The following is a 13,316-nucleotide window of genomic DNA, read 5'->3' on the forward strand; positions in this document are numbered from 1 at the left end:
GATGACGAATGGCCTGACCGCGCGCCAACGCAGCGCCCCCACGCTGTCCTTCGAGTTTTTTCCGCCAAGGACCGAGGAGGCCGAGCGCCAGATCTGGGAGACGATCGACGCGTTGACCGCCTACGCACCGAGTTTCGTCTCGGTCACCTACGGGGCCGGCGGGTCCACGCGCGCGCCGACGCTCGCCACCGTGGCGCGCATCATCAGTGACACGCCGCTGTCAGCGGCGGCACACCTGACCTGCGTCGGCGCTACGAAGGAGGACGTGCACGCCGTCATCGACGAGTTCCGGGCTGTCGGCGTCCGCCATTTCGTCGCGTTGCGGGGCGATCCGGCCAGCGGCATCGGTGCCGCCTACCGGCCGCATCCGGGCGGCTACGCCAATGCCGCCGAACTGGTCGCCGGACTGCGCGCGATCGGCGATTTCGAGGTGTCGGTCTCTGCCTATCCGGAGAAGCACCCGGAAAGCTTCGACGTGGCGGCTGACATCGATATGCTGAAGCGCAAGGTCGATGCGGGCGCAACCCGGGCACTGACGCAGTTCTTCTTCGACAACGTCCACTACGAGCGCTACCTCGAGCGGGTCCGTGCGGCCGGGATCGGCATTCCGGTCGTGCCGGGCATCCTGCCGGTCCATCATCTCGCCCAGGTGCAGAAATTCGCGGGGTTATGCGGCGCGACGGTGCCGCAATGGCTTGCCGATCGCCTCGGGCCGCTGGACGGCCAGCCCGACGAGCGGGCGAGGGTCGCCGCGGAACTGGCGGCCCGTCAGGTCGAAGGGCTGATCGCGCTGGGCGTCGACGAATTCCACTTCTACACGATGAACCGGTCGGCGCTCGTGGCATCGGTGCTTGACCAGGTGGGGTTCGAGCGTCGGGAAAACACGGCGCGAAAGACGGCGGCAGGCGCTGCCGCGTGAGAGCACGTGGCCATCAGCCCGGCAGGCCACGTAAAAAACGCATGACCTGGCGGGGTCATGCGTTTCGTGATGGGTCAAGAATGACTTCTCTGCGTTTTTGTCCTTTGGACGACGCTGCCGCTCAGATGAAAATCATGCCGGCGACGAAGAGGAACGCTGCACTGATCATCAGAACATTCAAGGAATGTGTGAGTCCCATGGCTTACCTCCTTGCGTTGCGTGGCCATAATAAGGCGTAAAAATCGCGCTTGAAAAGTTGTTTGTGTGTTGCGCTGCGGTATCACAGGGCTCGCCACACTTTTTCCACAGGCCTAAACAATTGTTCTTTCATCCGAATTTCCGGTCACGGAAAATTCACAAAAGTTTCGCGAGCGTTAACGTGCGTGAGGTGGTTCCAGGCCGCGCTGGGCGAATCGGGGTCCGCCGCAACGATGCCTTCCCTCACATCCGCGCCACCACAGTCGGGGCTAGATGCGCTAAGCGCCTGAAGGGCGAAACCGCTTCAAGGCCCGGCCGTCGAGGATGACAAGACCCAAGAGCACGAGAACGATGCCGGTAGCGCCCGTCGGCGACAGTTGTTCGCCGAGAAAGAGCATTCCGGCGACGATTGCGCTTGGCGGCACGAGCAGTGTGACGAGCGAGGTGTTGGTGGCGCCGGCGGCCGCCATGATTCTGAAGAAGAGAATGTAGGCATAGGCGGTAGAAATGAGCGCCAGGGCCAGGACTGACAGCACGACATTCATCGGCGGCATCGGCAGGGTCCAGGGGTGATCGACAAGGAGCGCCAGCGGCAGGAGAACGGCGGCGGCAGCGGTCAACTGGCCGGCCGCAGTCACAGGTGGGGCGACGCCGCGAAACCGCTTGCCGTAGGTCCCAGCCAAGCCATAGGACATTGCGGCCGCAAGCGGCAGCAGCAGCGACCAGAGCGGCGGCCCCGCGGTCTCGCCGGTGAAGGGCGCAATGGCGCGCGGACCGACCAAAACGGCCGTCCCCGCAAGCCCGACCAGGCAGCCCATGACCTTGGCCGGCGTCATCTTCTCATCGGCGGTCAACCGATTGGCGATGAGAATGGTGAAAATCGGCGTCGTCGCGTTCAGGATCGCCGCCAGCCCGGCGCCGATCTGGGTCTGGCCGGTGAAAATGAGGATGTGCGGGACGACATTGTTGATCAGCCCCATGACGAGGAACTCGCGCCAGCGTTGCCGCAGCACCGGATACAGGCCGAAGCGCCCGGCAAGATAGAGATGGATCGCAAGCGCTGCGATGCCGATCCGCAAAAGCACGAGCGTGATCGGCGTTATGTGTTGCACGGCGACGCGGGCGAAGAAAAACGAGCCACCCCAGATCAGGCCCAGCAGGAACAGCATGGCCCAGGTTTTGGGCGTCATCGTGTAGCCCGGGTTGAGGCTTGCGTGCTGGTTCATGATGGCGTCACCTTCTGCTGTCGTATTGCGCCTGTGGCACAGGACGCGATGTCGCTTTGCCGCATGGCGGTTTGCCTCTGATGTCCGAGTTAGCCTTCCGGGCGCGCGGCAACCACCCGATTCCAGTGCGGAGCAGCGGTCGGCGTGATCATGTTTGAAGGTGCTGCACAAAGCCAGCCTTGCGCTTCGCTCCGAACGAACACAGCAAAAAAAATGCGCCGCGGGAGTCCGCGGCGCCGTGTTGTGGGGGGCGTGCCGCCGCCGGGCGAGCCGGCCCGGCATGCGCGGTTCAAAGCGCGCCGAGCAGGGCGGGGGTCGCCCAGCCGTCGGCGGGCATGCCGAGGCGCAACTGTTCCTTCTGGATCGCGGTGCGCGTGCCGTAACCGAGAATGCCGTCGATCTTGCCGACGTCGTGGCCGAGTTCGGCAAGGCGCGTCTGCAGCGCCTTCATGCTGCTATCGTCCAGCCCTTGCTCCGGCTGGCCTTTTTCATAGGGGGGAGCGCCGGCGAGGCGGGTGGCGAAGTAGGCCGCCGACGTCGTGTAGATGAACGACTGGTTCCATTCGAGATAGACGTCGAAGTTTGGATAGGTGATGAACGCCGGGCCCTTGCGTCCCTGCGGCAGCACCAGCGACGAGGCGAGGTTTGCAAAGCGGGTGTCGCCGTCGCGTGGCCTTACGCCCAGCGCGAACCAGTCGCCCGCGGTCATGCCGGGCTGCAGGCCGGTCTTTTCCCAGGGGAGGTTTTCCGGCAGTGCGACCTCCTGAATCCAGGGTTGCCCCTTGGTGAAGCCGAGATGCTGAATGAACTTCGCCGCCGTCAGGATGGCATCCGCGGCGCTCTGCTTGACATTGACGTGGCCGTCGCGGTCGCCGTCGATACCAAAGGCGATGATGTCCTTGGGCAGCATTTGCACCTGGCCGATTTCGCCTGCCCATGCGCCGGTCGTCGTCGCTGGATCAAGGTCTCCGTGCTGCACCATCTCGATCGCCGCGATCAACTGTGGGCGAAATAGTTCCGGACGGCGGCAGTCGTGCGCCAGCGTCACAAGCGCGTTGCGGGTGTTGAAGTCGCCCTGAACGGCGCCGAAATCCGTTTCCATGGCCCAGAAGGCGGCGATGACCGGGCCCGGAACGCCGAACTCGTGCTCGGCGCGCTGAAAGACGTCGGACAGTTCCTGCAGCTTCTTACGGCCGATGTCGAGGCGCGACTGGCTCACCGTGCGCTTGGAAAATTCCAGAAACGTCTGCCGGAAGACGCCCTGAGCGCGGTCGCGCGAAAGCACCTTCTGGTCCAGGCTTGCGCCAGCGAGCGCGCGATCGACCACGTCGGCTGACACGCCCTTGCCAACGGCCTCGCTCTTCACGCCCTGCAGGAAGGCGCTGAAATCGCCGCCACAGGCCACGGGGGTAGGCTCGGCCGGAGTGTTGTTCTGTTGCGCAAGAGCAGTGCCGGAAAGAAACAACGCCAAGAGGGCGCCGATCGGCAGAATTCTCGATTGCATCGTGGGGGTCCTTTCATTCGGTTGCCCCGGCTTCTCAGATTAATGTGACGGAAGCAAGAACGAAAACGGCGGCGATTCGTCGCCGTCAGATCAAATCTTTCGTGAAGCCACGCGTGTCGGCGAAGGTCGGCGTTTCTACTTCGCGACCTCGGCCACCCAACTGTCCCAGTGCTTGGCCGAGCCGGCAAAGACATTGATATCGGTATCACCGTTGATACCGGGAACGACGCCGGTGCTGGTGTATTGCCAGAAGGTCCACTTGCGGCCATAGACATTGTCCGGATGGTCCGCAACCGAGCGCAGCCAGAGATGATAGTTGCCGAAATAGCCGACCATGTTCTGGCGATGGAAATCGACGGTCGTGTAGATGATCGGGCGCTTGCCGTAGTGGGATTCGATCCGGTCGAGGAAGCGTTGCAGGTCCGCGCGCACGACTTCGGGCGGGGGGCGCTTGCGGCACGTCGGCGATGCCGGGTTCCATTCGGCATCGAGCACCGGCGGCAGCAGTGCGGCGCTCTTCGGCACGTTGCTGATGAACCAGTCCGCCTGGTCGTCGGGCGTCGAGCAGAAGTAGTAGAAGTGGTATGGCGCGTGAGCAACGCCGGCGGTCTTTGCCCCGCGCCAGTAGTCGTCGAAGCGTTGATCGATCCGGTCCGTGCCTTCGGTGGCCTTGATGAAGGCGAACGAAACACCGGAGTCCTTCACGGTCGGCCAGTCGATGTCGCCGTTCCACTTGGATATGTCGATGCCGTGCACTTCGTGCGCATGCGGGGTGCGCAAGCCGAAATCCTGGGGATCCTTGTCCTTGAAGCGCGGCTGCGTCGATGGGGTGGAGACGAGATCGTAGTCGGTCATCGAGCACGATGCCGTGAGGAGGGCAAGCGGCAGGAGGGCCACAATGAACCGGCGCATGAACGTCCTAGCTAGAGAAGTTCCGGGATACTGCCTGTCACCTGAGATTCGGTAAAGGGCCTCGCGCTTGCTGCGCGAGGCCCCTCTCATTTGATTGTGGCAAATTTTCCAGTGACTGGGCGCAGTGGCCGGCACTGAGGTCCGCCGGCCGGCCACCGCGAGGTCATCAGAACTTCCAGCCGACGCCGAGCATGAGCGAGTTGCTGCTCAGGTCGGTGTTGACGCCCATCAGGTTCTTGTCGCCGTAATCGGTGTAGCGATATTCGGCGCGGCCGATCAGGTTATCGGTAAACGCGTGCTCGAGGCCGGCGCCGATCGTCCAGCCGTTGAAGGTCTTGTCGTCGCTGTCGCCGGTCTGACGATCGGTCAGCTCGGCGTTGGTGAAGGCATAGCCGCCGGTCCCGTACACCAGCGTACGATCAAACGCATAACCGAGACGGGCGCGCAGCGATCCGCTCCAGTTCGTCTCGAGCTCCATCGGCACGCCGCCGAGGTCGAACTTGTCGCTGTTCCAGTCGTACTTCACGTCGCCTTCAAGGCCCATCACCCACGGACCCGTCTGGTAGTTGTAGCCGGTGTAGCCGCCGAGGGCCCAGCCATCCAAACCCGGGCTGACCGAGTCGCCTGAGCCATCCGCTTCGGCATCGGTCCAGCCGTAGCCGGTCATCGCACCGACATAGAAACCGTTCCAGTCATAGATACCCGAGACTTCGGTGATCACTGGCGCCACCGGAGCCTCGACCGGGGCGAGATCGGCCGCCCGGACCGACGTTGCCGCAGTGGCGAACACAAGTGCGGCAGCACCGATGTAGAGTGATTTCATGGTTGTCTTCCTTCTGCTTCGAACCATGCAAACGCAGCCCCAAGCGTCAGCAAACGAGATACACAACCCCTCTCACGCCGAAGGGGTCACACAGAAAGAAGCACAAATTCGGGCAGTCAGGCGGGTTGCGGCAGATCGCCGGTCAGGCTGGCATTTTTGCAACACCGATCCAGGCGTAGCCGCCATAAGGCGTCGCCGTCTGCAGCGTTGCGCCTCTACGCTCCGCTGCGCTGCGCATCACCTCGAACAGGTCGGCGCGTGGATGGACGTGAAACCGCTCAAGCCAACCCCGCAAAAGGCGGCGGAAGAGGCGCGGCAGGCGCTCCTGCTGGCCGAAATCGACGACATGCAGCGATCCGCCGGGCTTCAGCGCGGCGAGAGAGCATTCGATCGCGCGTTCCCACGCGGGGATCATCGAGAGGGCATAGGAAATGACGATGTGATCGAAACCGGTTTCGCCGAACTCGCCGGCAGAAAAACTCGCGGCATCGGCGACACGCAGTTGCGGCGCGGTTGCCGCCTCGCGGGCAAATCGCCTGTGCGCCGTCTCCAGCATCGCTTTCGAGATGTCGAGGCCGAAGAAGCGGGAACGCGGGTACAGGCGCGCCATCTGCTCGATATTGCGCCCGGTACCGCAGCCCACCTCCAGGATCGACTGTCCCGCCTTTGCCGAGATCTGCTGGAGCAGCCGGTCGCGACCGAACAGATAGTATTTGCGCGTCAGGTCGTAGAGGTGGCGCTGATAGCGATACTGCCGGTCCATCCGCTCGGCGTGGCTGGTAGCGGATTGCATCTGGCGAAGATCGGGGTCCGCCGACATCAGGCCCGCTTCCGGTAGATGTGGAAGCCGCCGTAGATGGCGGAGCGGTCCCGCATGCCAAGCGCGACAGAGCGCTCGCGCTCATAGGTCCAGAGATCGAGAAGGGCGGGCGAGAGCTTGCCGTCGAGGATGCTTTTTTCGGCTGCCGTTCGGAAGATGACGATCGCGCCTTGTGAAGCGGTTCGGGAAATCTCGCTCCAGAGCGCATTGATCTGGTTTTCGTTCATCCAGTCCTGGGCATCGAGCAGCACGAAGCGATCGACCGACGCTGCCGGCTTGGCGGCCAGAAGCTCGGTGAAACTTGCGTGATGGACGCGAACCCGGCCGGCATTGGCGCGTATCGCAGCGTAATGGTCGGCCCGCAGATAATCCGGCGGCATGCCTTCCTGCTTCTCCGGATAGCGCCGCGCAAATGCCTGCCAGGCGAAATAGTTGTCCTTCAGCGGGAAATGACAGGTCAGCTTTTCAAGGCGTCGCTTCAGGACCGGCGCAAGCGAGTTGTCCTCGCTGAGGCTCGCGAGTTCGTCGAACTGTTGCGGCGGGATGCCGAGGCCGAACAGGGATGCCTTGCGCGACGTCATCCAGCGAATCAGCGGGCGATCGAAGAGGGGGGCGATGCGGGTCTCGAAGAACTGGCGCTGCTCGCGCAGCGAACGGGCCTCGACAAACTCGCGCGGATCGAGACCGTGGAGCCGCGCGACGATGTGGCCGAGCAGGATGAAGCGACCGAGCAGGCCGGCGCGATAGATGTTGCGAGTGAAGACGTCGACGCGGCGTCGGCCGAAAGCGTCACGACCGTTCCAGTAGTCACGCGTCTGCACATCGAGCATCGGTTCGATGAACATGGAGTAGGCTTCGCGGTTGTTCGTCGCGTGGTTTCCAGCGAGGAAGCGGGTGACGTCGGCATGCGACGGCAGATGCCGGAAGGCTGCCAGCTTCAGCCGGTTCAGAGCAATATGGTGGGGATTGAGGTCGACGACGTCGATCGCTTCCGGTGCGCGGGACAGATAGGCGAGCATGTTGCAGCCACCCGAACCGATGGTCACGATCCGGTGTCCGGCGGACAGTTCCATGGCTTCGATGTCGACGGCCGGATCTTCCCAGATCTGTGGGTAGACGAGCCCGGAGAAGAGCAATCCGAAGAGGCGTTCGGAGAGCCCCTCCAGTGTGCCGGCACGGTGTTGAAGCAGTGCCGCCTTCAGCTTTTTATTGCGCCCGTATCCCGCGTTCCTGGCCAGTTCGCTCATAGCACCATCTCGTTCGGTGGATCTGTCGAAGCGATAGCTGTCGTGCGCTACAGTTTGATGACTGCGGCCCGCGGGATTGCGAGCGCCGCAATGGTATCCTTGGGGCTTTTCTTGGAGGCCAATTTTTGATTGTCTGCGTGCGAACGAGGGCAGGCAATGGCACGATATTGGCGGGCTGCGGCGAGGACACTGTTCGGTGGCTGTGTCTTTCTGGCGATCACAGGCAGTTGGCTGATCGTTCAGCCGCCGGAGCTGCTGCGGGTGGGATCGTCCTATGCGGCCAAGATCGTTTGCTCCAACGTCTTTCTCGCCCGGCGGGATCCCGCCGTCGTGCTCGAAGACGTGCAGGCGCCGGGCCATCCGCTGCTGCGGCTGATGCGCCAGTCCGTCGATTACTCGGAAATGACCGTCACCGCGTCGCTGCTCGGATTGTTTGCGCCGGGATATGCGGCCTACCGCGAAGGCTTCGGCTGCACATCGGTGCCGGACGGCGATGTCCTGGCCGCCCGAGAGGGGGTGGCCGAGGTCTCCCTTCCGAAGGTCGCGCCGGAGCCCGCCGATCTCGCGTGGCCGGAGGGCGGGGGTGGCAACGCCGATCCTCGCATCGCAAGCATTCTGGACGATCCGGCATTGCTCGGCCCCGGCGTGCGCGGCGTCGTGGTGATCCATGACGGCCAGCTCGTCGGCGAACGCTATGGCGACGGATTCTCAGCCGATACGCCGCTGCTCGGCTGGTCGCTGACCAAGACCGTCAATGCGGCACTTGTCGGCCGACTGATGCAGCAAGGGCGACTGTCGCCGGCGCAGGCGGGTCTCTTTCCTGAATGGCAGGCCGACGCGCGCGCAAAGATCACCGTTGCCGACCTGCTGGCAATGCAGAGCGGCCTGGCCTTCGACGAGGACTACGGCGATGTCACCGATGTGACGAGGATGCTGTTTCTGGAGCCGAACATGGCCCGGTTTGCCGCCTCGTTTCCGCTTGCGGCCAATCCGGGCGAAAAGTTCAACTATTCCAGCGGGACCGCTATCCTGCTTTCGCACGTCTTCATGAATGCGCTCGGGGATCGATGGCAGGCGCTGTCCTATCCGGCGACGGCTCTGTTCGCACCGCTCGGCATGCGCAGCGCGGTGATGGAGACGGACGAGACGGGCATCTTTGCCGGTTCGTCCTACATGTATGCGACGGCACGCGACTGGGCGCGCTTTGCCCAGCTGTTGCTCAATGACGGCCAGTGGAAGGGAGTGCGGTTGCTGCCGGAGGGTTTTGTAAAGGCGATGGGAACGCCGACGTCCGTCTCTGACGGTGCCTACAGCCACGCGCAAAGCTGGATTCACGGGCCCGGCGATGTGCCGAACGCGCAATACGGATTGCCGCAGGATACGTTCTGGATGCTCGGCCATGACGGTCAGGCGATCGCGCTGATTCCGTCCAGAAACCTTGCCGTCGTCCGCCTCGGACTGACGCCCGCCGCTCTCCGCTATCGGCCGCAGGAACTTTTGAAACGGATCGTCGACACGCTCGACCGTGGGGCCGACCGCGGGGCGTGAGCCGCCTATTTCAGGCCGGTTTCCTCGAGAAGACCCTTGCGCTTGGCGGTGTAGTAGTAGCCGCTGGCATAAAGGCGGACGGCGCCGTCGTGCTGGTTGTCGGCCACCATCCAGGCGCCGCGCAGATATTTGGCGCCGTACTTGATGTTTGTCTCGGCGTCGAACAGGCCGTCCGGGGTGCCGGTGTACCCCATGCCCTTGGCCGTGTTGTAGCGGATCTGCATCAGGCCGTAATTGCCCCGACTATAGGCCTTGGGATTGTAGCGGCTTTCGCGCTTGATCACGCGATGCAACAGCGCTTCAGGGATCTCATAGAGTGCTGCGTATTTGGTGACGAGGGCGTCTATCGGCGTTCCGGATTTCTCGAAGGCTTGGGAAGCCTGGGGAGCACCCGGTTGGGCCTGGGGCGCTGCAAACGCAACCGGCTGGAAGGTCGGCTTGGCCATCGGGATGATCTGGTGCGAAGCGACCAACTGTTCGAGCCCCTCCGGTTCGCCGGTGTCGAAACCGGGCTCCATCACCGCAGCTTCAAACGAGGCCGGCATGAATTTCTGGGAGGAGGGGGTGGCACTGGTCGGAACGGGAATTGCCGATGCGATCTGAGCGACGTCGCCTTCGGCGGGCGAGGGCGAGGGCGCGGCCGAGGCAAGCGTCAGTTCGGCGTTGCTTGCGCGCGTCGCCTCGATGGCTGCCGTCAGGGCCTGAGCGCCATCATTTTCCGTTGCCGGATCGGCAAGCGGGGCCGGCAGCGCGTAGGCGGTCATTTCCGTGCCGGGCTTGGCGATCGGCATCACCGTCTGCGCCGAAGCCATCTCCTCGACCGGGGTCTCGATCACGCTGGCGCAGCCGCCCAACACCAGCAGGGCGGTGCCGCACCCGGCCGACAGGAAACGCTTTGCAGAGATTGGGAATCTGTCCGTCATCAGTCGCTCTCGTTCTGCCTTGAGGCTCGGAAACGGAGCGTTTCCGGCGTGGATGCAAATCAACGGCGCTTCGACCGTGCCCCGTCAAATAGCCGATCGCGCGGCCTCGGGCAACCCGAGACGCCGCGCAAGTGTCACGCCGCCGCCCGTCGAAGCCCGGCAGTCAGCAGCCCGGCGCCGATCAGAAGCGATCCGCCGACGCGGTTCACCACCTTCTGGACACTGGGTTTGCGGATGGTGCCGCGTGCCGCCGAAGCCATGAGCGCATAGACCGTGGCGTTCGCCGTGGCGAGCACGAGGAAGGTGATCTCGAAGATCACCATTTGCGGCAGGACCGGCCGCGAAAGGTCGAGAAACTGCGGCAGGAAGGCGACGAAGAAGACGATGCTCTTGGGGTTCAGCGCCGTCACGACATAGGCATGCGCAAAGATTCGGTACGGTCGTTCTTCCGTCGCCCTTCCGTTGTCCATGCCATCCGTTCCGGCGATCGGCGCTCGCCAGAGCTTGATGCCGAGCCAGACGAGATAGGCTGCCCCGATCCACTTCAGGCCGGTGAAGATTGCAGCCGAGGTCGCCAGCAGCGCGCCGAGGCCGAGCATCGAGGCGGTCATGGCGGTGAAGTCGCCGAGGGCGACGCCGGCGACGGTCGCGCCGGTGGTTCTGCGACCGTGTCCCAGTGCGTAGGAGATGACGAGCAGGATGGTCGGTCCGGGGATCGCCAACATGATGGAGGAGGCTGCGGCAAAGGCGAGCCAGTGCTCGAAGGACATGAAATGAAAGCTCCCCTGAACGTTGGTTCAGGGGAGCAAGCCATCTGCGCGAGACGGCGTCAAGATGCAATCTCAGGTCCGGGGCCCCTTATGGTCCTCAGCCGGCCGGCGTCCATTTCTGGCCGATGGCGTCCATCATGTCGCCGAACCATTGCACGCTGGTATCGAAGTGCTTGCCGCCCTTGATGCGCGGGAACTCGATCGTACGCAGCTTGCCGTTCTGGCCCTCGTCGTGACCGGTCACGCCCGAGACCTTGTTGAGGGCGCTCTCGACGGCGAGGTCGACCATGCTCTGGATCAGCCGCAGGTCGTCGCGGTTGGCGGGGGCGGAACGGGCATAGTAACCCGACTTCTGCACCATCGCGCGCTCGGCGCCGAGGAGGGCGGCAAACTGCTTGGAGAACCAGTTTCCGACATTGATCGTGTCGATCTTCACGTGGCCGAACGCATCGCGCTTGACGGTCTCGCCGGCCGCTTCCCGCTCCGCGACAATCGCGTCGAGGCAGGCGCCTTCGGACACGAACAGGGTGACGAACCCGTTCCTCTCCATCTCCTTTCTCAGGCGTTCGGCTTCGGCCTGAAGGTCGAAGGTCATTTCAGGCAGGTACAGGCCGTCGATGTTCTTCATCTGCGCATTCATCAGGAAGCCCTCGACATAGTCGTTGCCGGCGGTCTTCTGCATGTAGGCGCGCGCGGTCGCGGCGGTGAGCCAGCCGCAATGCCGTCCCATCACCTCGTGCACGACCAGCGTCTTCGGGGCAGCACTCTGTTCGTTGGAGACGTTGTCGAAGAAGCCGGCGCCGACTTCGGCTGCCGTCCAGGCGCCGAGCGACTGCCGGATCGGCACGACGTCGTTGTCGACCGTTTTCGGCAGTCCGACCACGGTGAGGTTGTAGCCGTTGGCGCCCAGATAGGCCGCAAGATCGGCCGCCGTCGTGTTGGTGTCGTCGCCGCCGATCGTGTGCAGGATCGTCACGCCGTCACGGGCGAGCCGCTCGGCTGCGACGCGCAAGGGGTTTTCGCCTTCCTTGACCAGGCCGCGCTTGACGCAGTCGGCAGTGTTCGTCAGCTTGACGCGGCTGTTGCCGATCGGCGAGCCGCCATAGCGATGAAGCAGGTAGGCCTTTTCGCGCATCTGCGGCGTGATCTCGATGCTGTCGCCCAACAGCACGCCCTGGTATCCCGACCGATACGCGATCAGCTCGATTTCCGGTGCGATGTCGGTGTAACGCTCGATGAGCCCGCCCACTGCGGATGAGAGACAGGGCGCCAGGCCCCCTGCGGTGAGCATTGCAACTTTTTGATTGGCCATGATACCTCCTCGCCGAACGATCAGGTCGGTCGGCGGATGTCTACTCCAGATTCCGCAACAGGGGAATCACCGATCAGTACATAACCGCTTTCAATGACGGATTGTACGGCCCGATCAGGCTCGGCCAGTCTCGGGAACCGCTGTCGCTGCGGTGCGCGAGATCTTTGCCTTGCGTCCGAGCCAGACAACGAAGGCGACGGCGAGTGCAAAGCCGACGGTCGACGGTCCGACCGCCTCGCCGAGCAGGAGCGAAGAAATCGCGAGCGTGACGAATGTCTGGAACAACTGCACCTGCGCCACCCGCGCTATCCCGCCGAGGGCGAGACCGGCATTCCAGAAGATGAAACCGCCGAACATCGACAGCAGACCGAGATAGAGGATCGCGCCGTATTGCGCGGAGCCCGGCGCGAAGATGCCGGTATCGGCAACGAGCAGCGTGCCGGCGAGCGTGAAGGGCGAGCAGAGCACGAGCGCCCAGCCGATGACCTCCCAGCCCGGCAATTCACGTGCCAGCTTGCCGGAGAGCACGTAGGAGACCGAGGCCGCGATGGCGGCGAGGAAAAGCCAGAGGTCTCCGGGGCCAAGATGGAAACGGCTCTCACCCAGCGAAAAGGCGGCGACGAGGACCGAGCCGGCGATGCCGCACAGCCAGAACAGCGGCCCCGGGCGCTCTCCGTCGATAATCGCGGCAAAGATCGAGGTCAGCAGTGGAAGAATGCCGAGCACGACACCACCATGGCTCGCCGGGATCGTCTGCAATGCGATCGAGGAGAAGATCGGAAAGCCGAAGACGGCGCAGATGCCAACGCCGGCAAGGGTCGGCAGGTGTTTCCACGGAAGCGGTCGTCTCAGGACGAGGAGGGCGGCGCCGGCCGCCACAGCCGCCAGCAAGGCGCGGCTGAAGGTGACGAACAGGGGGCTGAAGCCTTCGAGCGCCACGCGGGTCATCGGCAGCGTGGCGCCGAAAATCGTCACGCCGACGAGGCCCAGCAACATGCCCGCGGCTTGATTGGACAGGAAGCGCACGTCGCGGTTACCTCGCAAAATTCGTTCGATCGAATGCCTGCTCCCACTCCAGGGCGCGATCGTCCAATTCATTCTGCTGATCGTGCGA

The 13,316-nt window shown here is 63.7% G+C and carries 12 protein-coding genes; 2 read left to right on the forward strand and 10 right to left on the reverse strand.

The window, feature by feature from the left end; all coding sequences use genetic code 11:
- The first annotated feature begins 1 nt into the window (after nt 1).
- Nucleotides 2-919 carry a methylenetetrahydrofolate reductase [NAD(P)H] gene (metF, locus tag JNC62_RS12425; protein WP_374839177.1) on the forward strand — a complete coding sequence of 306 codons (918 nt, stop codon included), beginning with the start codon at nt 2-4 and terminating at the stop codon, nt 917-919.
- Nucleotides 920-1,395: 476 nt separating this feature from the next.
- On the opposite strand, the gene JNC62_RS12430 is transcribed toward metF, so the two are convergent.
- The 6 genes from JNC62_RS12430 to JNC62_RS12455 form a co-directional block, all read right to left on the reverse strand.
- Nucleotides 1,396-2,343 carry a DMT family transporter gene (locus JNC62_RS12430; RefSeq protein WP_374839179.1) on the reverse strand — a complete coding sequence of 316 codons (948 nt, stop codon included), beginning with the start codon at nt 2,341-2,343 and terminating at the stop codon, nt 1,396-1,398.
- 289 nt (nt 2,344-2,632) lie between these two features.
- Complete coding sequence (locus JNC62_RS12435) at nt 2,633-3,847, reverse strand: lytic murein transglycosylase (RefSeq protein ID WP_374839180.1); 1,215 nt, start codon at nt 3,845-3,847, stop codon at nt 2,633-2,635.
- Nucleotides 3,848-3,982: 135 nt separating this feature from the next.
- Nucleotides 3,983-4,759, reverse strand: a complete 777-nt coding sequence (locus JNC62_RS12440) for a glycoside hydrolase family 25 protein (RefSeq protein ID WP_374839182.1) — start codon at nt 4,757-4,759, stop codon at nt 3,983-3,985.
- 166 nt (nt 4,760-4,925) lie between these two features.
- Nucleotides 4,926-5,582 (reverse strand): outer membrane protein, encoded by a 657-nt coding sequence (locus tag JNC62_RS12445; RefSeq protein ID WP_374839184.1) that lies wholly within the window; start codon nt 5,580-5,582, stop codon nt 4,926-4,928.
- Nucleotides 5,583-5,724: 142 nt separating this feature from the next.
- Complete coding sequence (locus tag JNC62_RS12450; protein WP_374839186.1) at nt 5,725-6,402, reverse strand: class I SAM-dependent methyltransferase; 678 nt, start codon at nt 6,400-6,402, stop codon at nt 5,725-5,727.
- Nucleotides 6,402-7,649: a BtaA family protein gene (locus JNC62_RS12455; RefSeq protein ID WP_374839187.1), complete on the reverse strand. Its 1,248-nt coding sequence runs from the start codon at nt 7,647-7,649 to the stop codon at nt 6,402-6,404. The genes JNC62_RS12450 and JNC62_RS12455 overlap by 1 nt, the downstream gene beginning before the upstream one ends.
- A 156-nt stretch (nt 7,650-7,805) precedes the next feature.
- Here JNC62_RS12455 and JNC62_RS12460 point away from each other — a divergent pair, with 156 nt between their 5' ends.
- Complete coding sequence (locus JNC62_RS12460) at nt 7,806-9,197, forward strand: serine hydrolase domain-containing protein (protein ID WP_374839189.1); 1,392 nt, start codon at nt 7,806-7,808, stop codon at nt 9,195-9,197.
- 5 nt (nt 9,198-9,202) lie between these two features.
- Here the strand turns inward: JNC62_RS12460 and JNC62_RS12465 are convergent, their stop codons facing one another.
- From JNC62_RS12465 to JNC62_RS12480, 4 genes are all read right to left on the reverse strand, one after another.
- Complete coding sequence (locus JNC62_RS12465) at nt 9,203-10,123, reverse strand: lytic transglycosylase domain-containing protein (protein ID WP_445482865.1); 921 nt, start codon at nt 10,121-10,123, stop codon at nt 9,203-9,205.
- Nucleotides 10,124-10,254: 131 nt separating this feature from the next.
- A complete protein-coding gene (locus tag JNC62_RS12470; RefSeq protein ID WP_374839193.1) occupies nt 10,255-10,890 on the reverse strand; it encodes a LysE family translocator in 636 nt (211 codons plus the stop codon).
- Between the two features lie 97 nt (nt 10,891-10,987).
- On the reverse strand, nt 10,988-12,202 hold the full coding sequence (locus JNC62_RS12475) for a pyrophosphate--fructose-6-phosphate 1-phosphotransferase (protein WP_374839194.1): 1,215 nt from the start codon (nt 12,200-12,202) through the stop codon (nt 10,988-10,990).
- Nucleotides 12,203-12,316: 114 nt separating this feature from the next.
- The gene (locus JNC62_RS12480) at nt 12,317-13,228 is read right to left on the reverse strand and encodes a DMT family transporter (RefSeq protein WP_374839196.1); all 912 of its coding nucleotides are present in this window, start codon (nt 13,226-13,228) and stop codon (nt 12,317-12,319) included.
- Between the last annotated feature and the right edge of the window lie 88 nt (nt 13,229-13,316).

This window comes from Mycoplana ramosa (assembly GCF_041930185.1).
Classification (GTDB): Bacteria; Pseudomonadota; Alphaproteobacteria; order Rhizobiales; family Rhizobiaceae; genus Mycoplana; species Mycoplana ramosa.

Coding starts and splice junctions, on each gene's coding strand:
- JNC62_RS12440 (WP_374839182.1), bottom strand. CDS start 4,759: ATGCGCCGGTTCATTGTGGCCCTCCTGCCGCTTGCCCTCCTCACGGCA.
- JNC62_RS12430 (WP_374839179.1), bottom strand. CDS start 2,343: ATGAACCAGCACGCAAGCCTCAACCCGGGCTACACGATGACGCCCAAA.
- JNC62_RS12450 (WP_374839186.1), bottom strand. CDS start 6,402: ATGTCGGCGGACCCCGATCTTCGCCAGATGCAATCCGCTACCAGCCAC.
- JNC62_RS12460 (WP_374839189.1), top strand. CDS start 7,806: ATGGCACGATATTGGCGGGCTGCGGCGAGGACACTGTTCGGTGGCTGT.
- JNC62_RS12455 (WP_374839187.1), bottom strand. CDS start 7,649: ATGAGCGAACTGGCCAGGAACGCGGGATACGGGCGCAATAAAAAGCTG.
- JNC62_RS12475 (WP_374839194.1), bottom strand. CDS start 12,202: ATGGCCAATCAAAAAGTTGCAATGCTCACCGCAGGGGGCCTGGCGCCC.
- JNC62_RS12435 (WP_374839180.1), bottom strand. CDS start 3,847: ATGCAATCGAGAATTCTGCCGATCGGCGCCCTCTTGGCGTTGTTTCTT.
- metF (WP_374839177.1), top strand. CDS start 2: ATGACGAATGGCCTGACCGCGCGCCAACGCAGCGCCCCCACGCTGTCC.
- JNC62_RS12470 (WP_374839193.1), bottom strand. CDS start 10,890: ATGTCCTTCGAGCACTGGCTCGCCTTTGCCGCAGCCTCCTCCATCATG.
- JNC62_RS12445 (WP_374839184.1), bottom strand. CDS start 5,582: ATGAAATCACTCTACATCGGTGCTGCCGCACTTGTGTTCGCCACTGCG.